The organism is Bradyrhizobium sp. CIAT3101, from assembly GCF_029714945.1.
GTDB lineage: Bacteria > Pseudomonadota > Alphaproteobacteria > Rhizobiales > Xanthobacteraceae > Bradyrhizobium.
Genome location: NZ_CP121634.1, coordinates 7076706 through 7103107, shown reverse-complemented (window position 1 = coordinate 7103107; position 26402 = coordinate 7076706). Strand labels below are relative to the sequence as shown.

The 26402-nt window shown below is 64.5% G+C and carries 27 protein-coding genes, 1 tRNA gene and 1 riboswitch; of the genes, 8 read left to right on the top strand and 20 right to left on the bottom strand.

Annotated features, from left to right (window positions below; genetic code table 11):
* Positions 1-23: 23 nt before the first annotated feature.
* A complete protein-coding gene (gene leuD, locus QA645_RS33165) occupies positions 24-626 on the bottom strand; it encodes a 3-isopropylmalate dehydratase small subunit (protein ID WP_283045438.1) in 603 nt (200 codons plus the stop codon).
* Positions 623-2047, bottom strand: a complete 1425-nt coding sequence (gene leuC / locus QA645_RS33160) for a 3-isopropylmalate dehydratase large subunit (RefSeq protein ID WP_283045437.1) — start codon at positions 2045-2047, stop codon at positions 623-625. The genes leuD and leuC overlap by 4 nt, the downstream gene beginning before the upstream one ends.
* Positions 2048-2159: 112 nt before the next feature.
* Between leuC and QA645_RS33155 the strand changes: the two genes are divergently transcribed.
* Complete coding sequence (locus tag QA645_RS33155; RefSeq protein ID WP_254192405.1) at positions 2160-3119, top strand: LysR substrate-binding domain-containing protein; 960 nt, start codon at positions 2160-2162, stop codon at positions 3117-3119.
* A gap of 3 nt (positions 3120-3122) precedes the next feature.
* Here the strand turns inward: QA645_RS33155 and clpS are convergent, their stop codons facing one another.
* Genes clpS through QA645_RS33130 form a run of 5 tightly spaced genes read right to left on the bottom strand, consistent with a single transcriptional unit; the run spans position 3123 to position 5866 of the window.
* Positions 3123-3428: an ATP-dependent Clp protease adapter ClpS gene (gene clpS / locus QA645_RS33150; RefSeq protein ID WP_148752581.1), complete on the bottom strand. Its 306-nt coding sequence runs from the start codon at positions 3426-3428 to the stop codon at positions 3123-3125.
* Between the two features lie 44 nt (positions 3429-3472).
* Entirely contained in the window at positions 3473-3814 is a 342-nt protein-coding gene (locus QA645_RS33145; protein WP_254129585.1) for a DUF190 domain-containing protein, read from the bottom strand.
* A gap of 2 nt (positions 3815-3816) precedes the next feature.
* The gene (crcB, locus tag QA645_RS33140; RefSeq protein WP_254192406.1) at positions 3817-4242 is read right to left on the bottom strand and encodes a fluoride efflux transporter CrcB; all 426 of its coding nucleotides are present in this window, start codon (positions 4240-4242) and stop codon (positions 3817-3819) included.
* Between the two features lie 6 nt (positions 4243-4248).
* Positions 4249-4647, bottom strand: coding sequence for a fluoride efflux transporter CrcB (gene crcB / locus QA645_RS33135; RefSeq protein ID WP_283053456.1), 399 nt, complete (start codon positions 4645-4647; stop codon positions 4249-4251).
* A 7-nt stretch (positions 4648-4654) separates the two neighbouring features.
* Positions 4655-5866, bottom strand: coding sequence for an MFS transporter (locus QA645_RS33130; protein ID WP_283045436.1), 1212 nt, complete (start codon positions 5864-5866; stop codon positions 4655-4657).
* A gap of 87 nt (positions 5867-5953) precedes the next feature.
* Positions 5954-6032: riboswitch (Fluoride riboswitch) on the bottom strand.
* A 221-nt stretch (positions 6033-6253) separates the two neighbouring features.
* On the opposite strand from QA645_RS33130, the gene QA645_RS33125 reads away from it, so the two are divergent.
* Together QA645_RS33125 and QA645_RS33120 are read left to right on the top strand one after the other, a co-directional pair.
* Complete coding sequence (locus QA645_RS33125; protein ID WP_254129588.1) at positions 6254-7132, top strand: DUF1194 domain-containing protein; 879 nt, start codon at positions 6254-6256, stop codon at positions 7130-7132.
* 126 nt (positions 7133-7258) lie between these two features.
* Positions 7259-7894 carry a hypothetical protein gene (locus QA645_RS33120; RefSeq protein WP_283045435.1) on the top strand — a complete coding sequence of 212 codons (636 nt, stop codon included), beginning with the start codon at positions 7259-7261 and terminating at the stop codon, positions 7892-7894.
* Between the two features lie 4 nt (positions 7895-7898).
* On the opposite strand, the gene QA645_RS33115 is transcribed toward QA645_RS33120, so the two are convergent.
* Positions 7899-8744 carry a nucleotidyltransferase domain-containing protein gene (locus tag QA645_RS33115; RefSeq protein WP_283045434.1) on the bottom strand — a complete coding sequence of 282 codons (846 nt, stop codon included), beginning with the start codon at positions 8742-8744 and terminating at the stop codon, positions 7899-7901.
* Positions 8745-8762: 18 nt separating this feature from the next.
* Entirely contained in the window at positions 8763-9404 is a 642-nt protein-coding gene (locus QA645_RS33110) for a carboxymuconolactone decarboxylase (RefSeq protein WP_283045433.1), read from the bottom strand.
* Positions 9405-9539: 135 nt separating this feature from the next.
* On the opposite strand from QA645_RS33110, the gene QA645_RS33105 reads away from it, so the two are divergent.
* On the top strand, positions 9540-9923 hold the full coding sequence (locus QA645_RS33105) for a VOC family protein (RefSeq protein WP_283045432.1): 384 nt from the start codon (positions 9540-9542) through the stop codon (positions 9921-9923).
* 28 nt (positions 9924-9951) lie between these two features.
* Here QA645_RS33105 and QA645_RS33100 read toward each other — a convergent pair whose 3' ends face one another.
* A complete protein-coding gene (locus QA645_RS33100) occupies positions 9952-11010 on the bottom strand; it encodes a methyltransferase domain-containing protein (RefSeq protein ID WP_254129593.1) in 1059 nt (352 codons plus the stop codon).
* 253 nt (positions 11011-11263) lie between these two features.
* Here QA645_RS33100 and QA645_RS33095 point away from each other — a divergent pair, with 253 nt between their 5' ends.
* On the top strand, positions 11264-11851 hold the full coding sequence (locus QA645_RS33095) for a hypothetical protein (protein ID WP_283045431.1): 588 nt from the start codon (positions 11264-11266) through the stop codon (positions 11849-11851).
* A gap of 4 nt (positions 11852-11855) precedes the next feature.
* On the opposite strand, the gene QA645_RS33090 is transcribed toward QA645_RS33095, so the two are convergent.
* The 8 genes from QA645_RS33090 to QA645_RS33055 form a co-directional block, all read right to left on the bottom strand.
* On the bottom strand, positions 11856-13100 hold the full coding sequence (locus tag QA645_RS33090; RefSeq protein WP_283045430.1) for a methyltransferase: 1245 nt from the start codon (positions 13098-13100) through the stop codon (positions 11856-11858).
* Entirely contained in the window at positions 13093-13827 is a 735-nt protein-coding gene (locus QA645_RS33085; protein WP_283045429.1) for a TlyA family RNA methyltransferase, read from the bottom strand. Before QA645_RS33085 ends, QA645_RS33090 begins: the two co-directional genes overlap by 8 nt.
* 27 nt (positions 13828-13854) lie before the next feature.
* The gene (locus QA645_RS33080; protein WP_283045428.1) at positions 13855-14409 is read right to left on the bottom strand and encodes a nucleoside 2-deoxyribosyltransferase; all 555 of its coding nucleotides are present in this window, start codon (positions 14407-14409) and stop codon (positions 13855-13857) included.
* Between the two features lie 38 nt (positions 14410-14447).
* Positions 14448-16376, bottom strand: coding sequence for a 1-deoxy-D-xylulose-5-phosphate synthase (gene dxs / locus QA645_RS33075; RefSeq protein ID WP_254192410.1), 1929 nt, complete (start codon positions 16374-16376; stop codon positions 14448-14450).
* Positions 16377-16971: 595 nt separating this feature from the next.
* Positions 16972-17223 (bottom strand): exodeoxyribonuclease VII small subunit, encoded by a 252-nt coding sequence (locus QA645_RS33070; RefSeq protein ID WP_254129599.1) that lies wholly within the window; start codon positions 17221-17223, stop codon positions 16972-16974.
* 74 nt (positions 17224-17297) lie between these two features.
* The gene (locus tag QA645_RS33065; protein WP_254129600.1) at positions 17298-18227 is read right to left on the bottom strand and encodes a histone deacetylase family protein; all 930 of its coding nucleotides are present in this window, start codon (positions 18225-18227) and stop codon (positions 17298-17300) included.
* Between the two features lie 135 nt (positions 18228-18362).
* Positions 18363-20024 carry a bifunctional metallophosphatase/5'-nucleotidase gene (locus QA645_RS33060; RefSeq protein ID WP_283045427.1) on the bottom strand — a complete coding sequence of 554 codons (1662 nt, stop codon included), beginning with the start codon at positions 20022-20024 and terminating at the stop codon, positions 18363-18365.
* A gap of 62 nt (positions 20025-20086) precedes the next feature.
* Positions 20087-20845, bottom strand: coding sequence for an enoyl-CoA hydratase-related protein (locus QA645_RS33055; protein WP_283053454.1), 759 nt, complete (start codon positions 20843-20845; stop codon positions 20087-20089).
* A 298-nt stretch (positions 20846-21143) separates the two neighbouring features.
* On the opposite strand from QA645_RS33055, the gene QA645_RS33050 reads away from it, so the two are divergent.
* Positions 21144-22403 (top strand): MFS transporter, encoded by a 1260-nt coding sequence (locus tag QA645_RS33050; protein ID WP_283045426.1) that lies wholly within the window; start codon positions 21144-21146, stop codon positions 22401-22403.
* 27 nt (positions 22404-22430) lie between these two features.
* Here the strand turns inward: QA645_RS33050 and QA645_RS33045 are convergent, their stop codons facing one another.
* The gene (locus QA645_RS33045) at positions 22431-24209 is read right to left on the bottom strand and encodes an acyl-CoA dehydrogenase (RefSeq protein WP_283045425.1); all 1779 of its coding nucleotides are present in this window, start codon (positions 24207-24209) and stop codon (positions 22431-22433) included.
* Positions 24210-24450: 241 nt separating this feature from the next.
* On the opposite strand from QA645_RS33045, the gene QA645_RS33040 reads away from it, so the two are divergent.
* Together QA645_RS33040 and QA645_RS33035 are read left to right on the top strand one after the other, a co-directional pair.
* Positions 24451-24525, top strand: a tRNA-Gln gene (locus QA645_RS33040).
* A gap of 228 nt (positions 24526-24753) precedes the next feature.
* On the top strand, positions 24754-26100 hold the full coding sequence (locus tag QA645_RS33035; RefSeq protein WP_283045424.1) for a hypothetical protein: 1347 nt from the start codon (positions 24754-24756) through the stop codon (positions 26098-26100).
* Positions 26101-26150: 50 nt separating this feature from the next.
* Here QA645_RS33035 and QA645_RS33030 read toward each other — a convergent pair whose 3' ends face one another.
* Positions 26151-26393, bottom strand: a complete 243-nt coding sequence (locus QA645_RS33030) for a hypothetical protein (protein ID WP_283045423.1) — start codon at positions 26391-26393, stop codon at positions 26151-26153.
* Positions 26394-26402 lie beyond the last annotated feature (9 nt).

The window sequence follows — 26402 nt, the reverse complement described above, 5'->3', positions numbered from 1 at the left end:
TGTTTGCCTGCCGGTCCGCGCGCTCAGAACCAGGGATTGTCCGCCCGGTGCCGGGCCTCGAAAACACGGATGTCATCGGCAAACACCAGCGTCGAGCTGATCGCATCGCGCCCCGTGAGAAACGCCTCCTTCCGCGCCGGCTCGATCGCGAAGGGGATGGTCCCGCCGCCCTCGATGCGGATGGTCTGCTGTTCGAGATCGACGGTGAGCTTGTTGCTCGCAGGGTTCGCGACGATGTCGGCGAGCGTGCCGATGGTGGCGGCATCGAGACGGATCGTCAGCAGGCCGTTATTGGCGCAATTGTCGTTGAAGATGCCGGCGAAGGTGGTGCCGATCAGGGCGCGAATGCCGAGCTGCTGGAGGCCCCAGACTGCATGCTCGCGGCTCGACCCGCAGCCGAAATTCGGGCCGACGACGAGGAAGCGGGCGTCGCGATAGCCGTCCCTGTTCAGCACGAAGTCGGGATTCGGCCGGCCCGCGCTGAAGCGGAGTAGGTTGAAGGCGCCGTCGCCAAGACCGCTGCGATCGACGCCCTTCAGGAACATCTTCGGCATGATCACGTCGGTGTCGATATTGGGCGTCGTCATCGGCGCGGCGGCGCCGGAGACGCAATGAAATGGCGTCATTGCTGCTTTCCTCCGATCAGGTCGCGCACATCGGTGATGCGGCCCGTGACCGCGGCGGCCGCGACCATCGCGGGGCTCATCAGATGCGTGCGCGCCCCGGGCCCCTGGCGACCCTCGAAATTGCGGTTGGTCGAGGAGGCCGAGCGCTGCCCCGGCGCGAGAATGTCGTCGTTCATCGCAAGGCACATCGAGCAGCCGGATTGCCGCCACTCCACGCCCGCATCGATCAGGATCTGAGCGATCCCTTCCGCCTCGGCCTGCGCGCGGACTTGCGTCGATCCGGGAACGACGATGGCGCGAACGCCGGTCGCGACGTGACGGCCTCTGAACACATGTGCTGCATCGCGCAGATCTTCGATGCGCGAATTGGTGCATGAGCCGATGAAGGCGAAATCGATCGGCACCGACTGGATCGGTGTGCCCGGCGTCAGGCCCATATAGGCGAGCGCGCGCATCGCCGCCGTCCGGCGATCGGTGGTGGAATTGCTGTCGGGATCGGGCACGCGATCGGTCACGGCAATCGCCTGGTCCGGGCTCGTGCCCCATGTCACCAGCGGCGCGACCTCGCCGGCATCGATCGTCATCTCCCGGTCGAAGCTGGCGTCCGGATCGGAGCGAAGCTGCAGCCAGGCTTTTGCGGCGCGGTCCCACATCTCGCCTTTCGGCGCACGGGGCCGTGCCTTGAGATAATCGAGCACCTTCTGGTCGGGTGCGATGACGACGCCGCGTGCGCCGGCCTCGACGATCATGATCGACATCACGATGCGTCCCTCGACGCTCATCTCGGTCACCGCGGGGCCGGCGAACTCCACCGCATAGCCGGTGGCTCCATCGGCGCCGATGCGACGGATGATCTCCATGACGACGTCCTTCGACGTGACGCCGAGCGGCGGATGCCCGGTCACGTTGATGCGCATCGTCTTCAGGCGGCGGTAGCGCACCGTCGAGGTCGCCAGATAATGCTCGATGTCGGAGGTGCCGATGCCGTAGCCGAGCGCGCCGAAGGCGCCGTAGGCGGTGGTGTGGCTGTCACCGGCGGCGATCACCATGCCCGGCATGACCAGCCCTTGCTCGGGCGCGACGACATGCTCGATGCCCTGACGCGGATCGAGGATGTCGAAATATTCGATGCCGAAATCGCGCGCATTGTCGGCGAAGTAGTCGACCTGCCGCGCCGCGTCGGCATCGGGCATCTGCCGCGTGCGCCGCGCTGCGGTCGGGTTGACGTGGTCGACCACCATCAGCGCTGCGGATGGATTCCACACCTTGCGCCCGGCGGCACGCAAGCCGGCAAAGGCCTGCGGGCTGGTATATTCGTTGAGCACGGTGCGATCGACATAGAGCAGCACCAGCCCGTCATCGTCGAGGCGCCGAACCACATGCGCGTCGATCAGTTTGTCGTAGAGCGTGCGCCCGGACATTCGGCCTCCAACAGGAATGTGACTTTCCTCGAAGGTGCAGGCCGGGCCGGTGGAAATCCAATGTCACCTCATGATATGATTATGCAGGATTTGCATAAGCAGGATGGACGCGATGGAGATCAACTGGCTGCACGACTTCATCGCGGTGGCGTCGACCCGTAGTTTTTCGCGCGCTGCCGAGCAGCGCAATTCGTCGCAGCCGGCGCTGAGCCGCAGGATCAAGGCGCTGGAAGTATGGGCCGGGGCGGCGCTGTTCGAGCGCACGACGCATGCCGTCAGCCTCACGCCTGCCGGCGATGCGTTCCGCCTGACCGCCGAGGACATCATCCGCCGCCTGTCCGCCGGGCGCCTGGAGGCGCAGGAGCTCGCGCGCGGCGCCTCCGACGTGCTGAAATTCGCATCGACCAATGCGCTGTCGTTGACGTTCTTTCCGGATTGGCTGCGCCAGGTCGAGGCGACGCTGTCGTTCGTGCCGAATGTCCAGCTCGTCGCCAACCACATGGAGGCGTGCGAGCGCATGTTGCTGGCGGGCGAGGTGCATTTTCTGCTTTGCCACCATCATCCCGCCGTCGTCACGGCGCTGACGACCTCGCAATTCCGCTCGGCGCATGTCGGCGACGATTGCCTGATCCCGGCCTCGGTGCCGGCGTCGCGATCAGGCAAGGCCGCGCGCTTCAGGCTTCCGGGAACGGAAGCAGCGCCGGTGCAGGTCCTGAACTACCGTCAGGAGTCCGGAATGGGGAAGATCCTCGATGCGGTACGCGCGACCTCGCCGCTTGGTGCGCATCTGAAGCCCGCGTTCACCTCACATCTTGCAAAGCTTCTCGTCACCATGGTGCAGGCCGGCCGCGGCATGGCCTGGCTTCCGCAAAGCCTCATCGCCGACCAGCTTGCATCGGGCGAATTGGTGAAGGCCGGCGGACAGGAGTGGGAGATACCGATCGAGATCCACGTGTTCCGCCCGCGATCGCGGCTGACGCCGGCGGCCGAAGCATTCTGGACCCATGTTCAGGAGCATCCGCCGGCGAGCAACCCGCGCAAGGCGGTGCGCCTCCGTCGCGGTCGCGGCTAGTGGCTATTCCTCCGGCTCCGTCGTGAACAGCAGCGGATAGCCTTTGGTGCGCGCGGCGTCGGTGGCACGCGTCGCCTTGGTTTCGGCGACGTCCTTGGTGAACACGGCGACGACGCAGGCACCCAGCTTGTGCGCGGTGATCATGACCTTGTAGGCCTGATCCTCGGTCATGCGGAATTCGGCCTTCAGGATCATGGTGACGAACTCGCGCGGCGTGTAGTCGTCGTTGATCAGGATGACCTTGTGCAGCTTGGGCCGCTCGACCTTGGTCCTGGTCCTGGTTTTCGGCGTGGTAACAGTGTCGTTCATTCCGCCTCCTGAACACGGCGGGCCTTGGTTCCCGGCCGGAGCGATCAGCTCGCGGCCTTCGTACCATATTGCAGGACCTGTACCTTCTCCAAGGTGATCAGGCCGCTCGACATCATGCCATCCAGGATGGGCAGGAATGCGTTGATGTTGTCCTCGCTGTCGACGATCTCGATCAGGAGTGGCAGGTCTTCTGAGAGCCGCAGGATCTTCGAGGTGTGCAGGCGGCTCGACTTGCCGAAACCCATGGGACCGCGCAGCACGGTGGCGCCGGCGAGATGCCGCTCGCGCGCGGCGAGAACGATGGCTTCATAGAGCGGCTTGCCGTTGTAATGGTCGTTCTCGCCGATGAAGATCCGGAGCGAAACAGCCTGATTGGGGATTTGCATGGTCAGCTCCTCTTCAAGCGGTTGTAGCGGCTCGCCATCATATGCCCCGCCCATACCGACACCAGCCAGCAGACGACCGAGGCCGCGACATAGGCGAGGGCGGTGTATTTCATGCCGCCGTGGAACAGTCGGAAGGTCTCGAGGCTGAAGGTCGAGAAGGTGGTGTAGCCGCCGCAGAAACCGGTCATGACGAACTGCCGGTGCTCCGGCCGCGCCAGCACGCGGCCGTCGGGGCCGGTCAGCGTCGCGTAGAAGCCGATGATCAGCGAGCCCGTCGCGTTGATGAACAGCGTCGCGAAGGGAAAGCCGGGGCCGGTGTCGAGGGCGAGCCCGACCAGATAGCGTGTCAGCCCGCCGAGGATGCTGCCGGCAGAGACCCAGGCATAGAGGATCGCGGTACGCCAGCGGTCAGCAGAGGAAGCCTTCATCTGCCGCTAGCTCCCAAAATTGTCCGCGAGGAGAAAGCCGCAGCTCACGGCCGCGAGGCACAGTCCGACCGAGAACACGATATTGCCGAGTGCGTGCGCCGGCTCGCCGTTGCGCGCCAGGGTCAGCGTTTGCAGGCTGAACGAGGACACAGTGGTGTAGCAGCCGAGGAAGCCGGTCACTGCGAACAGCCACGGATTGGGCGTCGCGAACACCGAGTTGGGATGGGTCGCCAGCGCCCCGAAGATGCCGATCAGGAAGGCCCCGGTGACGTTGATGGTCATGGTGCCCCAGGGAAAGGTCTCGCCCAGCCGCCGCGCGACGGCGCCGGATACGAAATAGCGGGCGCAGCCGCCCAGCACGCTGCCGGCCACGATAGCGATCAATCCGCTCAGCACGATGAACAGTCCTCCGTCATGACGTCTTCTCCGTTGCCAGCCCGTCGCCGACGGTGAGCAGTCCCACGAGCGCGACCAGCGCGAAGCCGAGTCCTGCGAGGAACGTGCCGGCCGGGCCGTAAACGTCCCACAGTGCGCCGGCGATCACGCTCGCGGCCAGCAGCGCCAGGCCCGTGAACAGGTTGAAATAGCCGAAGGCGGTGCCGCGCAGGCTTGGCGGCGCAGTATCGGCGACGAGGGCCGAGAGCACGCCTTGCGTCAATCCCATATGCAGACCCCACAGCACGACGCCGAGCGCGAGGCCGGGCAGACTCGGCAGCAGCGCCAATGCGAGGTCGGCGCCGGCGAGGAAAACCAGGCCGAGCGCGAGCAGGGCGGTCCGGTTGATCCGGTCCGACAGCGCGCCGGCCGGATAGGCCGAGAGCGCGTAGGTGATGTTCATGAGCACCAGCACCGCCGGCACCCACATCGCATTGAGGCCGATGTTCTGCGCACGCAGGATCAGAAAGGCCTCACTGAAGCGGGCGAGCGTGAAGGCGACGCCGACCGCGACGACGCGCCAATACACGGGTCCAAGCTGCCGCATGGCGGCGGTGTCGAGCGGATTTCTTGCGGGCTCCCGGCTGGCATCCGGCTCCGGCTCGTTCACCGCGAACGCAATCAGGCCGAAGGACAGGAACGCCGGCACCACGGCGACCCAGAACACCGCGGCAAATTGGTCCGCCGTCCACCACATCAGGCCGATCGCGGCGAGCGGTCCGACGAAGGCGCCGATCGTGTCGAGCGACTGTCGCAGGCCGAAGCTCGCGCCGCGCAGGCCCGCCGGCGAGATATCGGCGATCAAAGCATCGCGGGGCGCGCCGCGGATGCCCTTGCCCACGCGGTCGATGAAGCGCGCCGCCACCAGCCAGCCGACGCTGGGGGCGAGCGGGAATAGCGGCTTGGTCAGGGCGGCCAGGCCATAGCCGAGGGCGGCGAGCAGCTTGCGCCGGCCGAGCCAGTCCGACAGCGCGCCGGAGAAGATCTTCGTGATCGAGGCGGTCGCCTCCGCGATGCCCTCAATCAAGCCGACGGTGAGCGTGGAGGCGCCGAGCACGGTGACGAGATAGACCGGCAGCAGCGCGTGGATCATCTCGGAGGAGACGTCCATCAGCATCGAGACGAAGCCGAGCACCCAGATTCCCCTGGGTAGCTTGGTGCGCGCAGCATTCGGTGCGGTCGTCGTCACGTCCCTCGCCTTTGTTTCAGGCAACAAAAAACCCGCCAGCGGCGGGTTTGTCCATGCTCCCGCCAAAGGCAGAGGCTGATTGCCTCACCTCCAGCAGGAGTCATCAGCCCACTACGGTCGTTCGACCGCCGGGCGGTTATCGGGGGACTCCATCCCCATCTGTATCGTCAGCCTAGCATGGAAATCACGGGGAACAAGTAGGCGGGGCGCTCTGTCCCGCGGCGCGATCGCGTGGCGGCGCAAGCGTGGCGACATGGCGGCAGTTTCGCGCATCGCACTAAAAGACTAACTCGCAATCCCTAACCTGAATGTGAAGCACAAGCGATCTTCGCGCTTTGCGGCAAGGCGTTTGCATGTCACCATCGCGTCATACGACGGGAGACTGCGATGCGGTTGCTGTTCTCGATCGGGGCTGTGCTGGTGGCCGGCGTACTTGCCGGAGGGGACGTCGCGGGCATCGCGGCACCAAGTTCTAAACTTGAACCGCCGAAGTTTGAACCTTCAAGATATCAGCGGCAGGCGGCCGACGGCGATGCACAGTCGGTCGATGTCGAGCTGATCCTCGCGGTCGACGTCTCCTATTCCATGGACATGGACGAGCTCGCGATCCAGCGCGAGGGCTACGCGCAGGCGATCCAGTCCAAGGAGTTCCTGCAGGCGCTGAAGGCCGGGCCGAACGGCAGGATCGCGGTGACCTATTTCGAATGGGCTGCATCCTCCGATCAGAAGATCATCATTCCGTGGCGCCTCATCGACGGACCGGAGACGGCGGACGCGGTCGCCGCCGAGATCTTGAAGACGCCGATCCGGCGCGCCTCACGCACCTCGATCTCCGGCGCGATCGGATTTGCGATGCCGTTGTTCGACGAGGATCCCTATCACGGCATTCGCCGCGTCATCGACATCTCCGGCGACGGCCCCAACAACAATGGCGGCCCCGTCACCGTCGCGCGCGACGCCGCGCTCGAGAAAGGCATCGTCATCAACGGCCTGCCGATCATGGTCAAGGAGCCGTCCTATTCGACCATGGATATCGACAATCTCGATTACTATTACGAAGACTGCGTTGTCGGCGGTCCCGGCTCCTTCGTCATCTCGATCAAGGATCGCGACAAGTTCAAGGAAGCCATCCGCACCAAGCTGCTGATGGAAGTTGCCGGACGCACGCCCGAGCGCCCTGTCGTGCGCGTTGCGGACAAGGAGAAGGAGCCGCGCGTGAACTGCCTGATCGGCGAGAAGATCTGGTCGGATCGCTGGGGCCGCTAGGGGCCCATCCCGATGAGACCGTTTGCCTCATCGCCTCAGGCATTCCAAATTAACCGCTCGTTAACTGCGGCATGGTCCTAATCGAATTGTTTCTGGATATTTCTGACGCTGCTCCCGAGCAGATTCATGCCCATCGTCACGCAGAGCACCAGCCAGATTTCGCCCGCCAATGAGCGCATGTATCACCAGAGCGCTCTGCTCGGTGAATGGAAGGGCAATTGGGCGGGCAACAACCAGCCCGTCGGCTTCAAGGTCGTGAATATCAGAGGCAGCCGTGCGCAAGTCGAGTACACCCATAACGGGCACACCGAGCGTGGTTTTGCCCAGATCAGCGGTTCGCTCATCACTTTCGGCTCGGTCACGGTCGGCACCAAGGACGGCAAGAACCTCGTGCTCCTGTTCTCCGCGGGCGGCGCAGGCAAGCAGACTGCGAGCTTGACGAAACAGGCGCCGCCGGCCTCCGACAGCCGCCTGATGGGAAGCTGGGGCGGCTATTCCAGCGACAACGGCAAGAGCGCGAGCTTTCGTGTGCTGTCGGTCAACGGCAACGAAGCCCAGGTCAGCGTCACCACCGACGGCATCACCCGCCAGGGCACCGGCATCGTCTACAAGAACGTCATCATGTTCGGGCAGTCGCAGATCGCGACGGATGACGGGCAGAACGGCAAGATCATCTACCAGGTCGGCACCAAATCCTTCATGGTGCCGGTGACGAAATATCCACCGGCGGATTCTTCATCCTCGGTCGACGTGACGGCGTAGTCGCTCAACGCTGATTCCCGCTCGACTGTGTTAGCACCTGCAATTGCCGATCGATGTCCCGCAACACCTGGCAGGCCGACGCAAGCGCGCCGTCGCCGAACAATTGCCAGACCTCTTTTGCCCGTTCGTCCAGATGCGGAATCGTCACCGGCAAGCGCGCGGCTTCCAGCAGCGCGTCCTTCTCGTTGATGAGATAGCGCGCGTTCAGCGCGAACAGGACCTGTGCAGTGCAGGCGAGCGATCGGTAGATGCATCCGGCGACATGGGTCCGATCGTCGCGGGCGATGGCAAGCTCGGCGTTCTCGATGCCGAACAGCACCTCCCACCGAAAGCGCCGGATCAGAGCATCGCGCAACGCTTGGGGATAAGGCTGCGTGATCGATTTCAGCCGGGCGATCAGGCCCTGCGGATCATGCATCGGCTCGCAATACGCAATCTCGCCCATCCAGATCGCCGAGCAGAAGCCGTGCGGATGGCCGGGCTGATAGTCCATGGTGACGGCCCCGGCATGGCAGGCTTCCATCACGGCTTCGACGGCATCGGCGTTGCGGTAGAGCAGATCGACCTTGTGTCCTTCCACCGACAACCACGCGCCGCCGACGATCCACGGTCCCCATTCGCCAATGGGCGTCACCGCCGTAGCTGCCGGGTTGTCGGCGACCGCCTTCGCGGCCGCCAGCAGCCGTTCCGTATCGAGCGGCGCGGCCGCCGTGAAGTAGAGGCCGATATCGTAGTCGGACGTCGGATGCGCGCTGCCCCGCGCACGCGAGCCGCCGAGCACGATGGCCGCGATGCCCGGCACCTCGGCAAAGGCGGACGTCAGGCGCGTGAGCAAGGGATCGTGCGGCATGAACGGCGCGTACTGCTACTATTTCGCCACGAGCGGTGGCAATGGCGGCACGCTGTCATTCGGGGCTTCCGCCTGCATCGTGATCAGCGTCATCGAGACCAGATCGTAATAGCCGATCAGGCCGATGATATCCATGATGCCGCGCTCGCCGAATTTCTGCTGCGCGGCGCGATAGACGTCGTCGGAGACCTTCCTGTCGCGATAGAGCGCCGTCGCGAGGTCGTAAAGCGCGGCCTCGTCGTCCTTCATCGCCTGCGGCCGTACGCCGTTGGCGAGGTCCTTGGCGACCTGCGGATCGAGACCGGCCTTCATCGCCAGCGGATAATGCGCGAACCATTCATATTGCGCCGTCCACTGCCGCGCCGTGATCAGGATGGCGAATTCGCTTAAACGCGCCGGCAGCGACGAATTCCAGCGCAGATAGTCCGACATCGCCGAGAGCTTCGGCGCGAGCTCGGGATTGCGGATGTAAGCGCGATAGGGTGGGTTGGTGAATTTGGCATTGCGCGGCGGCACCGCGATCGCGTCCGCCCATTCCTTCTGCGGTGCCGAAAGCTCATCGGGCTTCAGCGGCACGAAGCGGGTCGGCTCGGCCGCGCGGGCCGCTCCCGGGATCGTCACAGCGAGCAGCGCGGCCAGCGCCAGGCCGGAATATTTCATCGTCATCCTCCCATCGCGGCGGACTTGTGCCGCCTTGTTCGATCGCCAGCTTACGATGCGGCACGACCCGTGCAAGATGTCCGCTGCGCATGCTAGGCTGCGTGCTGGAGATTGCTTGCCGGATGGGAGAACCTCATGACCGACGAAACCGCGATGATGGTCGGCTCCGCGACCGTCTTCGTCGTCTCCGACATCGAAGCGAGCCTCGCTTATTACCGTGATGTGCTCGGCTTTCAGGTCACTTTCGAATATGGCTCGCCCTTGTCTTACGCTTGCCTGTGCCGCGACGAGGTGGCCCTGCATCTGCTCGCGACGGCGGCAACGAAACGATTGCCCGGGCAGGGCGGCCTCTGCATCTTCGTCCGCGACGTGGACCGGCTCTACACCGAGCTGTCCGGACGCGGCGCGAGGCTCATCAACCGGCCGGAGGACCGCGACTACGGCATGCGCGATTTCGATGTCGTCGATGCCGACGGCAATCAAGTCACATTTGGCATGGGCACGGACGCGGCGGCCTGACGGCCGGCCGCGCCCGTCGCGATTAGGATCAGATCCGTGCTTCCAGGATCAGGTTGAAGGGGGTCTCGGCGGCCCGGCGGAAGCGTGATAGGCCGCCTTCGCTGGCGACCTTGCGCAGCCGTGCTTCGCCGGCTTGCGCGCCGAGTGCGAGGCCCACCTCCTGATCGAGCGAGGCCGGGGTGCAGATCATGGTCGACGCCGCATAATAGACGCGCCCGACCGGATTGAGATTGTCCTCGAGGCGGTCGCCCGCGAACGGTTCGACCAGCATGCAGGTGCCGTCCTTCGCCATGGTCTGTCGCACGTGGCTGATCGCGCCGACGGGATCGCCCATGTCGTGCAGGCAATCGAAGAAGCAGACGAGATCATAGCCCTCGGCCGGATAGGTCTTGGCCGAATGAACCGCGAAGCTGACGCGATCACCGAGCTTCGCCTCGGCTGCCGCCTTGCGCGCCGCCTCGATCGAACCCTCGTGATAGTCGAAGCCGTAGAAGCGCGACTTCGGGAAGGCCTCGGCCATCAACCGTGTCGAGACGCCATGGCCGCAGCCGACATCGGCGACCTTGGCGCCGCGCTTCAGCTTGTCCACGACGCCGTCGAGCGCGGGGAGCCATTCCTGCACGAGGTGGTGCATGTAGCCGGTGCGGAAGAAGCGGGCCGTGCCGCAGAACAGGCACTCGCTGCGCCGGTTCCAGCCGACGCCCTTGCCGGACTTGAATGCGTCCGAGACCTTCGGCTCGTCGAGAAACGCCGATGCGATGACGTTGCCGAATGCGCCGAGGAAAACCGGACTATCCTCGTCAGCAAGCGCCATCGCCTGCTCCGGCAACATCGAAAACTTTCGTGATGCGGAATCGTATTCGATGTAACCGGATGCCGCCTGGCTCGACAGCCATTCGCGGATATAGCGCTCCGTCGTTCCGGTGGCGCTCGCGAGCTCGGACGAACTCATCGGCCCCTTGGCGGCGAGGGTCCGGTAGAGACCGAGCTTGTCTCCGAGCAGCACCAGCGATGCATTCATCGCCGCGCCGAACTCGGTGACCATCTTGCCCATAAAGGCATTCAACCTGTCGGCATTGACCTCCATGACGGCCTCCTTACAAAGGTTGGGCATTTTCAAGGGTCTGCGCAATCGCGCTGCGGGACAGCGCCAGGCTTTCGCGGTCAAGCCCGCGGCCTGAACTTGCGCGTCCTCTCAATGGGTCAATCCGCCACGGAGGAGGTTCAAAGCGTCAGGAAGAGGTGATCTGGGAACCGGATGGCGCAGTCAACGGCATCGCATCGCTGGTATTGGGGCGGGCCCCGGCGTATAATTCGTGACCATTCTGACGGTTACCTGAATGCCCAGCCTTGTACGTTCCTGCGGTCTCGCAACTCTCTTCGCGGTGCTCTGCTTCGGTGGAGCACCGGCTCATGCGCAGGTCGCACCCCTGCAGTATTGGATTCCGGGCGGGGCTTTCGGCTTCGGCAACAGCGCCGACAGCTACGGTAATTTCCCGGCCTTCAATGCCGGCGATGCGAGCGGCTATGGCTTTCGTCCCGGTTTCTTTGTCGGAAGCCAGAGCGGCAATCTCGGTCTGAGCGGTTTCAGCCAGCCGGGCCTGGCCGGCAATTTCAGCGCGCTGTCCTACGACAGCACGCAGTTCGGCTACAACATGAAGAGCGCGGGTGGCATGCCCGTGACGTTCTTTGCCGGCTTCGACACGCTGAAATATGGCAACGGCATCGGCAGTTCGGTTGCGCCGCTGACCTCCGGCGCTGCGCCCGGCTATGGCGGATTCGCCGGTGTCGAGTTCAAACCGACGTCGAACCTCAGCCTGTCGTTCGGGGCCGGTTTTTCCCAGCGAGGCTCGGGCCGCATGGATAGCGATATCAGGTCGGACATGCTGCCTGGCGAGTCGCCGGCGCTCGGCCAGCTACGACACTAGGGCGTCATCGCGTAAATCGCGCCACCAGCTCCACGTGCGGGGTGTGGCGGAACTGGTCGACCGGGACCACGGCGTCGATCTTGTAACCGCCATCGATCAGCAGCCTCGCGTCGCGGGCGAAGGTTGCGACGTTGCAGGATACCGCGATCACGATCGGTACCTTGCTCGCCGCGAGTTTCAGCGCTTGCGCTTGTGCGCCCTGGCGCGGCGGATCGAACACCACGGCATCGATATCGCGCAACTCCGGCGGCACCAGCGGACGGCGGAACAGGTCGCGCGGCTCGGCCTTGATCGGCTTCAGCCCCGGCGTGCGCGCGGCCTTCGCGAGCGCGGCGATCGCGCCGGCGTCGTTGTCGTAAGCGGTGACGCGGGCCTTCTCGGCGAGCCGCAATGCGAACGGGCCGACGCCGCAGAAGAGATCGAGGACCTCCTTCGCCTTGCCGAGGCGCTCGGCAACGAGTGCAGCCAGCGTCTCTTCTCCCGCCACCGTTGCCTGCAGGAACGAGCCCGGCGGCAGCGTCACCTCGGCACGGCCCATCCTGATCGTCGGCGGCAGGCGTTGCAGCACCAGCTCACCATGCCGCGTCAGCCGCGCCAGGTGATGCTGCTCGGCGACGCGCGATAGCGCCGTGACCAGAGGCGTCGGCAGCGGCCCGGAGCCGCGCACGTCGACATCGAGACCATTGGCGGTCGCGGTCACCTGGATATCGAGCGGTTTCGTCACCGGCATTTTTGACGTCAGCGGCTCCGCGAGCGCCCAGGCGGCATCGAGCGCACCGTCGAGCGCAGGATCGAGGATCGGGCAGCGATGGATCGGGATCACGTCGTGTGAGCTTGCGGCCGAGAAGCCGACCTTGAGCACGTCATGCGTGCCGAACCTTCCGTGCAGCGTCACACGCCTTCGGCCGGTGCCGTGGGCATCGACCAGCGGCGCCACCTCGCAATCGAGGCCGGCCTGCGCCAGTGTCTCGACCACGATGTTGCGCTTCCACGCGTGATAGGGCTCGGCCGCCCAATGCTGGATGGCGCAGCCGCCGCAGATGCCGAAATGTGGGCAGAACGGCTCAACGCGCTCGGGGCTTGCGACGTCGACCGCGAGCAGCTTGCGGCGGTCGGGATGACCGGCGACATGGTCGACCTCGACGCTCTCGCCGCCAAGCGTGTAGGGCACGTAGACCGCATCGCCGGTCGTGAGCGAGACGCCATCGCCGCGATGGCCGACATGATCGATCGTGATGCGTTCAACCACGGCGCGCGCCCAGGAAGAATTCGATGTTGCCGTCGCCGCCTGTGATCGAGGAGGGAAACACCGCGATGTCGGTGCAGCCGAGCGACGCGGCAAAGGTCGCGATGTCGTCGCAGATTTCCTGATGCACCGCGGCGTCGCGGACGATGCCCTTCTTGTTGTGCTTCCGATCGGCTTCGAACTGCGGCTTGATCAGCGCCAGCAGGCTCATCGGCGCGGCGGCCAGCGACAGCGCCACCGGCAGCACGGCCTTCAGCGAAATGAAACTGACGTCGATCACGACGACATCGGGCCGCGCCGGCAGTCGCTTGCCCTCATAGCTGCGAATGTCGGTCGCCTCCATCGATACGATCTTTGGATGATCGCGCAGCGAAGCATGCAGCTGGCTGGTGCCGACGTCGATGGCGAACACCAGGCTCGCGCCATTCGCCAGCAGCACTTCGGTGAAGCCGCCGGTGGAGGCGCCGACGTCGAGGCAGACATGGTCCTCGATGTCGATCGGATAGCGCTCCAATGCGCCCGCGAGCTTGACGCCACCGCGCGACACATAGGGGTGCGCCGGCTCGGCCTGGATCACGGCGTCCTCGGCGATCGTCTCCGAAGGTTTGGCGACCTGCTTGTCGTCGGCCGTGACGAGGCCGGCCTCGATCGCCGCGCGCGCGCGCGCCCGGCTCTCGAACAGGCCGCGCTCGACCAGCAAAACATCCGCACGCTTGCGGGCAGGGGACATGGTCTCTCCGAAAGACGATTGAAACGTCTATGATGCGATCAATCGCGCGGCTGCGATCCGGACGCAAGTCTCGAACGCGGCGAGATCGTGCCAGACGTCGGCCGGCGGTTCTGCGGGCGTCACCAGTGGGCAGCCGTGCAGCTCCAGCGCGTGGATCATCATGAGATTGTCGACGAGGCCGAAATCCTCGACCGTCAGCCCCTGTGCGTCGACGAGCCGCCCGTCTTCGGAGGTGACGGCCGTGAAGCGCCCGACGCGGTCGGCATAGGTGGCGCCATCGTTGGAATAGGCCAGGCAGAGCTTGCGGCGCCCGGCCATGTAGCCGAGCTCGTAGACGGTGCCGGGATCGGCACCGGCGCCCCGGAACGGGGTGAGATTGGCGATGATGGCGTCGGCCCCGTCCATCATGGCCTCATTGCCGCAAAAGATCTGCCGCGACGCATCAGGCGCGGTGAGGTCGATGGCGTTGTCGAGGGGATAGAGGCCGGTGAGGCCGTGGGCAGCGCAGATCGCGGCTTTCTGCCGGCCGATCTCAACCGCATCCGGCAGGAACACATCGGGACCTGCCAGATAGATTTTCATGAACGTCGCGCCGCTTCGCGTGAGGTCGAAGCTCGCCCTCAGGCGAGCTTGACCGTCTCGGTCTTGACGTCCTTGCCGAGCGCTTCGAACACCTTGGCGACGATGCCCTTGGCGTCGAGACCGGCGCGGGCGTACATCGCGTTCGGCGTGTCGTGATCCTGGAACACGTCGGGCAGGACCATCGTGCGGAACTTGACCATGCCGGTGTCGAGCACGCCCTGATCGGTCAGGAACTGCGCGACATGCGAGCCGAAGCCGCCGATCGAACCTTCTTCCACCGTGATCAGAACGTCGTGGTCGCGGGCGAGCTTGAGCACCAGCTCGGTGTCGAGCGGCTTCATGAAGCGCGCATCCGCAATCGAGGTCGAGAGGCCATGGGCGGCGAGCTCGTCGGCCGCCTTCTCGCATTCGGCCAGACGCGTGCCGAAGGAGAGCAGGGCGATCTTGTTGCCCTGGCGGATCATGCGTCCCTTGCCGATCTCGAGGGGAACGCCGACGTCGGGCATCTCGATGCCGCGGCCTTCGCCGCGCGGATAGCGCAGCGAGCTCGGACGGTCGTCGATCGCAACCTGGGTCGCCACCATGTGCACGAGTTCGGCTTCGTCGGCCGCCGCCATGATCACCATGTTCGGCAGACAGCCGAGATAGGCGTTGTCGAACGAGCCGGCATGCGTCGCGCCGTCGGCACCGACGAGGCCGGCGCGGTCGATGGCGAAGCGCACGGGCAGGTTCTGGATCGCGACGTCATGGACGATCTGGTCGTAGCCGCGCTGCAGGAAGGTCGAGTAGATCGCGCAGAACGGCTTGTAGCCTTCGGTCGCAAGACCGGCGGCGAAGGTCACCGCGTGCTGTTCGGCGATACCGACGTCGAAGGTGCGGTCGGGGAAAGCCTTGTTGAAGATGTCGACGCCGGTGCCCGACGGCATCGCCGCGGTGATTGCGACGATCTTCTCGTCCTTCTGGGCTTCCTTGACCAGGCTCTGGCCGAACACGTTCTGGTAGGCCGGCGCGTTCGGCTTGGCTTTCGCCTGGGTGCCGGTCGCGACGTCGAACTTGACGACGGCGTGGTACTTGTCGGCGGACGCTTCCGCCGGGCCGTAGCCCTTGCCCTTCTGTGTCACGACGTGGACCAGGATCGGGCCGGTCTCCATGTCGCGCACGTTCTTCAGTACGGGCAGCAGATGGTCGAGGTTATGGCCGTCGATCGGGCCGACGTAATAGAAGCCGAGCTCTTCGAACAGCGTGCCGCCGTCCATCATGAAGCCGCGGGAATATTCCTCGACGCGGTTGGCGCGGTTGGCGAGGATCTTCGGCAAGCGCTTGTTGATCTGCTTGGCCGCATCGCGCAGGGTGCGATAGGTCTTGCCGGAGTAGAGGCGCGACAGATAGGCGCTCATGGCGCCGACCGGCGGCGCGATCGACATGTCATTGTCGTTGAGGATGACGATCAGGCGCGAGTTCATGGCGCCCGCATTGTTCATGGCCTCGTAGGCCATGCCTGCCGACATCGCACCGTCACCGATCACTGCGATAACGTTGTTCTTGCCGCCGGCGAGGTCGCGCGCGACGGCCATGCCGAGGCCGGCGGAGATCGAGGTCGAGGAATGCGCGGCGCCGAACGGATCGTAATCGCTCTCGCTGCGCTTGGTGAAGCCGGAGAGGCCGCCGCCGGTGCGCAAGGTGCGGATGCGGTCGCGGCGTCCGGTGAGGATCTTGTGCGGATAGGCCTGGTGGCCGACGTCCCAGATCAGCCGATCGCGCGGCGTGTCGAAGACGTAGTGGATCGCGGTGGTGAGCTCGACCACACCGAGACCCGCGCCGAAGTGACCGCCGGTCACCGAGACGGCATCGATGGTCTCCTGACGCAGCTCGTCGGCGACCTGGCGAACCTGCTCGACCTTGAGCTTGCGCAGGTCTTCCGGCGTCCGGATGGTGTCGAGAAGCGGCGTTTTACTATATGCGTTCACGGCGATTTCCAATTTGTCAGCGCCGGAAGGTCATTCCGGTGCGCGATGGGTTTGCACAATGTCGGCGCAGCGCGAGTCCTCAAACCGTCGGAGCCACCTGCATGGGGCAAGGCCCCGTCTTCAAGCTTAGGTGAGCTTAAGTGCGCTCCGGTTCAGTCTCTGTGATCCCTGTCACGTAGATCGGCTTCGTCCGTCCCAGCCAATTTCATTAGCGATTTGAAGCTCTTGTCGTCGGAAATCGGTCCCCACGTCAAAGCTAACAAAAAGCCACACTCCGCGCAGCTTTACACCAAAGCTTCGGCCAAAGCCAACCCGCCCGACCGCTTACGGGTATGCAGGTGCAACCGGCGGGCCAATTTGGTTAATCGCGGCGCCGGCGGGGAAGTTCCAATCTTGCCCGGTTCCTTGGCAGGATTCTGGGCGAAAGAACAGCCATTTTTACGGGATTCGCCGGGCGAAAACGCGTCAGCGCGGGAACTCGTCAATTTTGGTGCCCGGCTGCTCGCTCCCGGGAGCAGAGATAGCGGCGTGCGATCTTGAAAAAATGCAGGCGACCGATGCTCGGGACGGGCAGCTTTGGGAGAGAAAGCGCCCTTTACTGCACGTCGAGCGGTGCGGTTCCGACCGCCTGGCCGCTGGCATCGGTCGTGATCTTGTCGACCCGAGCCTCGGCCTGGCGCAACAGTTCCTCGCAGCGGCGCTTCAGGGCTTCGCCGCGCTCGTAGATCGTGACGGATTCCTCGAGCGGCACCTTGCCGTCCTCGAGCCGCTTCACGATCGTTTCGAGTTCCTCGATCGCGCGCTCGAAGGTGAGCCGGGAGACGTCGACTTGGGTATTTTCGGCCATATCCGTTTCCGATTGCCCGATTCGCTTGCCATCTCAAACAGCAGAGTTTTGCGGGCTTTATGTGGCGGGTCCGTCTAGGCGCCCATCAGGGCGCCGACATGCGCCGTAACAGATTCTTTCAGTCCTTGCAGGTCGTAGCCGCCTTCGAGCACAGAAACAACGCGGCCGCCAGCGGACTTGTCGGCGAGGTCCATTAGCTTGCGCGTAACCCAGGAATAGTCCTCCGCGCGCAAATTCAGCGAGGCCAGCGGATCGCGGTAATGTGCGTCGAAGCCCGCGGAGATGATGAGCAGCTCAGGGCTGAATTTCTCGAGTTGCGGCAGGATCAGATTCTCGAACGCGCTGCGGAATTCGGGCCCGCCGTCTTCCGAGGCGAGCGGCGCATTGACGATGGTGTCGTGATCGCCGCGCTCGCCCTTGGCGCCGGTGCCCGGAAACAGCGGCATTTGATGCGTCGAGCAGTACATCACGGTCGGGTCCGACCAGAAGATGTCCTGGGTGCCGTTGCCGTGGTGAACGTCGAAATCGACGATGGCCGCGCGCTTGATGCCGTATTTGCGCTGCGCATGGCGCGCGGCGATCGCGACATTGTCGAAGAAGCAGAAGCCCATCGGCTTGCCGATCTCGGCGTGATGGCCGGGCGGGCGCACCGCGACGAAGGCGTTGCGGTGCTCGCCGTTCATCACCGCTTCGGTCGCAGCCACCGCACCGCCGACGCCGCGCATCACCGCTTCCCACGTGCCGGGGGACATCGAGGTGTCGCCGTCGATATAGACCTGGCCGCTGGTCGGCGCGATGTGGCGCAGCTCGGTGACGTAATGCTCGTTGTGGCACAGCGTGACGAGATCGAGATCGCCCTCCGGCGCGAGGTCGCGCGCCAGGAACTGGAAGCGCTCGACCGACAGCGCCTCCTCCACCGCGCGCAGGCGGTCGGGTCTTTCAGGGTGTCCCGGCGGCGTGACGTGGTCGAGGCAGGCCTTGTGGGAAAGGAGGAGCGTGCTCATCAGGTCGGCCTCACAGGGAACGAACTCTCGACGTCGCTTGGCGCATCCGGCGCCAAAACGCAATGCAAAACCCAATCTATGCGTTCCACCGCGAATGGCAAAGGGTTGTCCCGTTCCGCGCGGGCTTCATCCGCATCAATTCACGCGCAGGATGCGGGTCGGCGGCAGCGGGCCGATCGGACCATGTGCCTTGAAAAAGGCAAACAGCGCATCGGCGTCATAGCCGCCATATTGCGGCGAAGCGCCCTGTTTCGCGACCGTAAACCCGTCGCCGCCGACGGCGAGGTAATCGTTGACGGTCACGCGGTAGCCGGTACCCGGCTCGATCGGTTTGCCATTGAGCGTCATTTTGTCGGCCATCACGCGTTCGCCGAACTGCTTTGACGCATCCCAGCTATAGCTGAATCCGATCGACACCTGGAGGATCCGCGGCCGCTTCGGATCGAGCCATTGCTGCTCCAGCATGTCCTTGAGCTGGTTGCCCGTGAGCGTCATCGTGACGAGGCGGTTGCGAAATGGCTGGCTCGCGAACAGCTCGCCGTAGGACACCGACACCGCGCCGTTCTCTTTCGGAATGATGTCGGTGCGGATGCCGCCGGGATTGGTGAGCGCGATGACAGCGCTGCCATCCTTGGCGTCCCTGGTTGCGGCGAGCTGTGCATCGGCAATGACGTCGCCGAGCGCGCTTTCACCGGCCTCGTTCGGGACGCGCGACAGCGTCTGCGTCACCGATCCGGCCGGCCGGTTGGCGATCGGCGCCGAGAGCTTGTCATAGGCGTCGATCAGCGCGGTCTGCTCGGGATCCTTGGCGAGCGACGCGTTGGCGACGATGACGTTCTCGGCCTTGGCGCTGACGATGTCGCGCGTTGCCGGATCGAGCTTGAGGTCGATCGCAGTGACCAGCGTGCCGTATTTGTCGCCGCTGGTGACGAGCCTGCCGTCGATATTGCAAACATAGGCACGATGGGTGTGGCCGCTGACCACGACGTCGACGGCGCGGTCGAATTTTTTCACAATATCGACGATGGGCCCCGTGATCGCCGGGCATTCGTTGTAGTCGCCGGAGGGCTCGCCGCCCTGGTGGATCAGCACCACGATCGCCTCGACGCCTCGCGCCTTCAGTTGCGGCACCAGCGCGTTCACCGTCTCGGCCTCGTCGCGAAATTCGAGCCCGGCAATGCCCGACGGAGAGACGATGCCGGCGGTCTCCTTCAAGGTCAGCCCGATAAAGGCGACCGGGATGCCCTCGAATTCCCTGATCTCGTAAGGCGGCAACACGCTCTTGCCGGTCGCGGTCTCGATGGTGGAAGCCGCGAGGTAGTGGAATTTTGCTCCGGTGAACGGATGCGGCCCCTGGCATCCATCTTCCGGATGGCAGCCGCCGTTCTGCATCCTGAGCAGCTCGGTCTTGCCCTCGTCGAATTCGTGATTGCCGACCGAGGTGATCGCAAGCCCCATCATCGAGAGCGCCTCGACCGACGGTTCGTCGTGAAACATCGCCGACAGGAACGGGCTCGCACCGATCAGGTCGCCGGCGGCGACGAAGATGGTGTTCTTGTGCCCCTCGCGCAATTGCTTCACCAGCGTCGCCATGTACTCGGCGCCGCCGGCGGCGACCATCACCTTCTTGCTCTTGTCCTCGGGATCGTTGATGCGGATGCCGCCCGGCGGCGGACGGAGATTGCCGTGGAAATCGTTGATCGCGAGGATGCGCAGCTCGACGGGCGCTGCGGTCTGGGCTGCGGCGGGCAGGGCGAAGATGAGCGCGAGCGCAGCAAGGATGGATTGGTATCGCATGGAATCAGAGTAGTCGTTCCGCGCGAAGATTTCACGAAGCATTGTCGTGATCGCGCCGAGGCCTATCGCTTCTTCCTGTTCGCAAACGCGTTGAACGCGGCGATCGCTTCGCCGGATTTCAGCCGCTCGCCGAACAGATGGCCCTCCTGATCGATGCGGCGGGTGAGTTCTTCCGGCGGGGCACGCAGCAGCTTGCGCGAGGTCGCAACCGCTTCGGCCGGCAGCCGGCAGATCTCGCGCGCCACCTTGCGGGCCTCGACTTCGGTATGTCCCGGCGACACCACGGTGTTGACGAAGCCGGCGGCATGGGCCTCCGCGGCGGTGAAGCTGCGCCCCATCACCAGCATTGCAAAGGCGCGCTGGTATCCCATCGTGTGCGGCATCAACAGGCTGGCAGCTCCGACCGGCACGAGTCCGAGATGGATATAGGGCGCGGAGAATGTCGCAGCGGTGGAGGCGAGCACATAGTCGCAGTGGAACAGCATCACCGTCCCCACGCCGATCGAGGCACCGTCCACGGCGGCAATGATCGGTTTGACGTTGAGGGTGAGCGAATAGAGAAATTTGGCGCCGTCTGACAAGGTTTCCGGACGCGAAGTATCCGCGTGCATGAAATCGTCGATGTCATCGCCGGCCGTGAACACGCCGGAGCCGCCGGTGATGATCATGCAACGGATATCGGGATTGTTCTGCGCGGTGTCGATCGCGCGGCTCATCTCGCGATACATGTCCTGGGTGATCGCGTTCTTCTTGCTCGGGCGGCGCAGGGTGATGACGCGCGTTCCACGCTCTTCGGTGACGACGATATTGCCGTTCGGCATGAACACTCCCTGCGGCCGCCGCGGCGCCTGCCATCGGCGAGTCTTAGCATAGCTCAGCCTACATGATCCGGCCGGCGTGCCAATCCTGCGGCTCACCAATTCGGTGGGGATGCCGGTGGGCGGTTGCATGACACCCGTCCGACATTGCATTCGTACGGGGGAACCGTGATGCGAAAGCTGCCTCCCATATGCTGCGGCGTTTTGCGCATTGCAACAATTGGCTACAATGTTTAATTTGAAAAACCGGTGGTTGTGCGGCACGATCAGCCGTCTCGTTCAGGAGGCCGACACTTGATCGATGATTGCCGCAACGGGCGTTGACGAATCCTCGGTTCACTACCGCGGCTGGCGCGTGGTGCTGGCCTGCTTCCTGATGGCCTTCTTCATGTTCGGCTTTGGTCTCTATGGCCAGGGCGTCTATCTCGCCGAGCTCCAGCGCGCGCATGGCTGGCCCGGTACGCTGGTGTCCACGGCCAGCACATTCTCGTTCCTGCTGACCTCCGTCCTTGTCATTTTCACCGACGATCTGCTTGCCCGCATCGGGCTGCGGGCGTTGATCCTGTGCGGGCTGGCCGCGCTTGGCGCATCGACCGCGCTGCTGGCTCTGATGCAGGCGCCCTGGCAGCTCTATCTTGCCTATGCGCTGATGTCGGTCGGCTGGACCGGCATGGGCTCGGTGGTGATCGCAACGGTGCTGAACGCGTGGTTCGTGCGGCGCCGCGGGCTTGCGCTCAGCCTCGCCTTCAACGGCGCGACCTTCGGCGGCATCATCCTGGTCCCGGTTTTGCTGGCGCTCAGCAGCAGCATCGGCTTTCGCTCAGCCATGCTGGTGGCCACCATCGTGATGGTGGTGCTGGTGCTGCCGGTCGTCGTCGTCTTCACCGGCTGGCCGGTCGATGCGGCACCGAATGCAGCTGGTATATCCGGGGCCAAGGCCGCGGGTCATTCGCGCAAGGATCTGCTCGCCAATGCGTCATTCTGGACCATGGTCCTGCCGATCGCGATCGCGTTGCTCGCGCAAATGGGATTCATCATCCACCAGGTGACGTTTCTCGAGCCGCTGATCGGCCGCGCCAGTGCCGGCCTGGCGGTCACCATCATGGCCGCGATGGCGGTGGTCGGCCGGCTGTCGCTCGGCCTGTTCGTCGACCGGCTCGATCCGCGGCTTGCCTGCGCCGCGTCGATGACGAGCCAGGCGGCGGCGCTGTTCGTTCTGCTGCAGAGCCAGAGCCCGACCGTGCTGCTCATCTGTTGCGCCGTCTATGGCTTCTCGATCGGCAACATGATCACGTTCCCGCCTTTGATCATCCAGCGCGAGATCGGCAGCACGGCTTTCGCAGCCGCGATGGGGTTGGGGACGTCGATCAGCGGCATCGTCAGCGCCTTCGGCCCCGGCATCGTCGGCCTCGTGCGCAGCGTGAGCGGCGATTACACCATGGCGTTCGCGATGTGCGTGGTGCTCGATGTCATTGCGGCCGGCATCGTGCTGTGGCGGCCGGGAAGACGGGCAGCCGTCACGCGCGATCTATCGCCCGAGCAGGATCGTAAGGTGGGATAATCCACCCGACGTGTCCAGGCTTTCAGGTTACCCCAGCAACACTGCATCCGCCGCCGCGACCGACTCCGCGCTCTCCGTTACGGTGCGCTCGAGCGCGGGCGCCTGCACCGTGATGTTTTCGGCGAAGAAGCGTGCGAGCGAAACGTAACGCGCGGCTTCCGTGTTGCCGTCGGCCTTGGCGGCGAGTGCCTCGGAGGCCAGCATGCAGCCGCCGAGCGTCGCGCCGAACTGCTGCAGATACGGCGTCGCGCCGGCGAGCGCCTCGTTCGGCGCAGAGGTGACGCGCTCCAGCAGCCACTTGCTCGTGCGCGTCAGCGCCTCCAGCGCCTCGCGCAGTTTCACGCCCGTGGTGCCGAAGGCAGGATCGTTGGAAGCTTCGACCTGCTTCACGGTGGCGGAGAACTCGTCGAGCAGCGCCCACACCGCCGCGCCGCCGTTGGCCGCGAGCTTGCGGGTGACGAGGTCGATCGCCTGGATGCCGTTGGTGCCCTCATAGATCGCGGTGATGCGGGCATCGCGATAGTGCTGCGCGGCGCCGGTCTCTTCGATGAAGCCCATGCCGCCATGCACCTGCACGCCGAGATAGGCGACCTCGTTGCCGATATCGGTGGAATAGCCCTTTGCCATCGGCGTCAGCAGCGCGGCGCGCGCAGCAGCATCGGCGCGCACCTTCGGATCCTTGGCGCGCAGGGACACGTCGAGCGCGACCGCGGTCGCATAGCAGATGGTGCGTGCGGCCGCGGTCTGCGCCCGCATCCGCATCAGCATGCGCTTGACGTCGGGATGCACGAAGATCGCATCCGACCCGTCGCCCTTCTTGCCGACGGCGCGGCCCTGCTTGCGCTCCTGCGCATAGGCCAGCGCCTGCTGATAGGCGCGATCGGCGACGCCGACACCCTCCAGGCCGACGCCGAGACGGGCCTGGTTCATCATCGTGAACATGCAGCGCATGCCCTGGTTCTCCTCGCCGATCAGGAAACCGATCGCGCCGCCATGGTCGCCCATGGTCATGGTGCAGGTCGGCGAGGCGTGCATGCCGAGCTTGTGCTCGACGCCGGAAGCGAAGATGTCGTTGCGCGCACCGAGCGAGCCGTCGGCATTGACCATGAACTTGGGAACGAGAAAGAGCGAGATCCCCTTGGTGCCGGCGGGCGCGTCCGGCAGGCGCGCCAGCACGAAATGCACGATGTTGTCGGTCATGTCGTGCTCGCCATAGGTGATGAAGATCTTCGTCCCCTTGATGCGATAGGTGCCGTCGGCCTGCTTGTCGGCGCGGGTGCGCAGCGCACCGACGTCGGAGCCGGCCTGTGCTTCCGTGAGCTGCATGGTGCCGGTCCATTCGCCGGTGACGAGCTTTTCGAGATAGATCGATTTCAGCTCGTCGCTGCCATGCGCATCGAGCGCCTCGATTGCAGACGCCGTCAGCAGCGGGCAGAGGCCGAAGGCGACGTTGGAGGCGCTCCAGATTTCGGTGCAGGCGGCGTTGATCGCCATCGGCAGGCCCTGGCCGCCGAAATCTTCCGGCCCGGACACCGCGTTCCAGCCGCCGTCGGTCCAGCGCTTGTAGGCATCCGGCCAGCCCGGCGCGGTCGTGACCTTGCCGTCGTCGAGCTTGATGCCGTGCTCGTCGCCGACCTTGTTGAGCGGCGCCAGCACGTCGGTCGCGAACTTGCCGGCTTCCTCCAGCACCGCCGACACGATGTCGCCGTCGAAATCGCCGTAATGGCCGGCGTCCACGGCGGCCTTGAGGCCGGCGCCATGGTTGAGCGACAGCAGCATGTCAGAAATCGGCGCGCGGTAGGTCATGGCTCACTCCCGTGGACAGGTTTGGCGCCGTATTCCCATGAAACGCCGGAGGTCTCAATGGGCGGGAGGGCCGGGGCCGGGCGGGGATCCAGCCTATAATAGAGTGTGGCCGGGCCGGCCCCGGGCCCGCGGTATTTTGCCTCTCCAGGCGGTTGAAATGCTGCGCCGCTCCCTATAGACCGGCTGCGACCAGAGGGAATCTGCGGTTGCCGGTTCTTCCGCCGTTCCCCTCGTCGCCTGATGGGGCGTAGCCAAGCGGTAAGGCAGCGGATTTTGATTCCGCCATTCGGAGGTTCGATCCCTCCCGCCCCAGCCACCGGTATTATCAAGCCTCCTCAATCCTCCTCCGATCTCCTTCCCGCGCATCGCGCGCTTGGCGGCAATGCTTTGTTAGTTATGGGCTTTTCTCCTCTAACCATGTCTTGCGTCCGCATCTCTCATCACCCGCCTCGGGCCGCCTTGAATTAAAAACGGAATCAAGCTAGATAATCCAGCGAAGTATGACTGGGCAGTAAGCCCAATCGATCTTGGAATTTCCGAAATTATGACCAAGTTTTTCAACGCCAAAAATCTTCATTCCCTGCCGGACGGCGGTCTGGACGAGAAAGGCAAGCGCAAGCAGAAGCTCTATACCGATGAACACCATCGGAGCTTCAAACTGCTCGTGACCGGCAACTCGCGTCTGTTCTATTCGCAGTGGGAGAAGCCCAAGCACATGCTGAAGGAGATCCAGAAGCGCCAGCCCAAGCTCACGCCACTCGGCAGCGTAGAGGATTTCTCTTACAGCGCCGCGCTCGCCGCGCATCTCAAACTGCAGGACGACATCAAGCAGGGCATCTATCCTGAGACCACCAAAGGCGTGGGCCGCCGCAAGACCGGCCCGACCTTCGAAACCTATGGCACGAAAGTCGTCGCAGGGTGGGCTGACAAGCGCAAGAACGCCAAGGATGCCGCAGGCATGAAGCGGATCATTCCGATCTATTGCACGGCGATCAACAACCTGCCGATTGGGAAAATCGGCACGCCCGAGGTGCTCGACGTCATGCGTCCGATCTGGGACGCCAAGCCGGCGATGGCCGAGGAAGTGCGTGCGCTGGTTGCCCGCGTCCTGAAGGCGGCGGCGAGGGAAGAACTGCGTCCCATGAGCGATCCGGCAAGCGTTGAGGCTATCGTCGCGGTGCTCGGCAAGCCCGTCAAAAAACGCGGGCGGATTCGCGGACCCATGAAAGCGCTCAAGGGAGAGAAGATGCCTGAGTTCATGGTCGAGCTGCGCGCCATCAAGAGCCAGTCGGCACGCGCGCTTGAAGCGCTGATCCTCTCCAACCTGCGCACCAATGCGGTGCGCTATCTGCACATCGACCATCTGGATCTGGAAGGCGGTGCTGACGATCCGTTGCGGCTGGGTCCGAAATGGACTGTGCCGAACGACCTGATGAAGGTCGATGACGACGGCCATCCGTTCATCCTGCCGATGGTCCCGCGTCTCGTCGCCGTGCTCAAAGAGCAGATTGCGTACCTGCAAGAAACCTTCCCCGGCCAGCCGGTCGGGCTGTTGTGGCCCGGCGACGCTAGTCAGCTCAAAAATCCATTCGAGCAGCCGATCTCGGAAAACACCATGCGCGATCTGCTCGTGGATACGCTGAAGAAGAACGCGACGCCGCACGGCATGCGCGCCACCTTCCAGACGTGGGCGGAAAATGAGCTGCAGGACGACGGCGAAACCATGAAGTTCAATCCCGATGCCATCGGCTACTGCATGGCCCACAATCCGGGCGACAAGGTCAAGCGCGCCTACCGGCGCAATCGGCTCTGGAAGCCCCGCATGGGCATCATGAATGCATGGGAGCGCCACCTTGCGCGGCCGAGGCCGCAGCTCAAGGCGGTCGCCTGAATATGCGGCGTTATAGACGCAACGGAGGGCTCGTAGCTGAAAATTAGTCTTCACCGCGCGCCACGAACGGCGCGCGGTTGTATGTCGGGCCATTGCTCGATATAGCGCGTGATCTCGCTCGCCATCACCACCACCGAGTGTCCGTGCTTCTTGGCCTTCAGTTCGCCGCGCGCGATCACGCGGTCCAGTTTTGCCAGCGACATCCGCAATTCGATGGCAGCCTCCCGGCGTGTCAGGAACAGCCGCTGCGTTGGCGCTGGCACCTCTCGTTGCGCCTTGTGCATTCCCGTCATGGCCCGTCT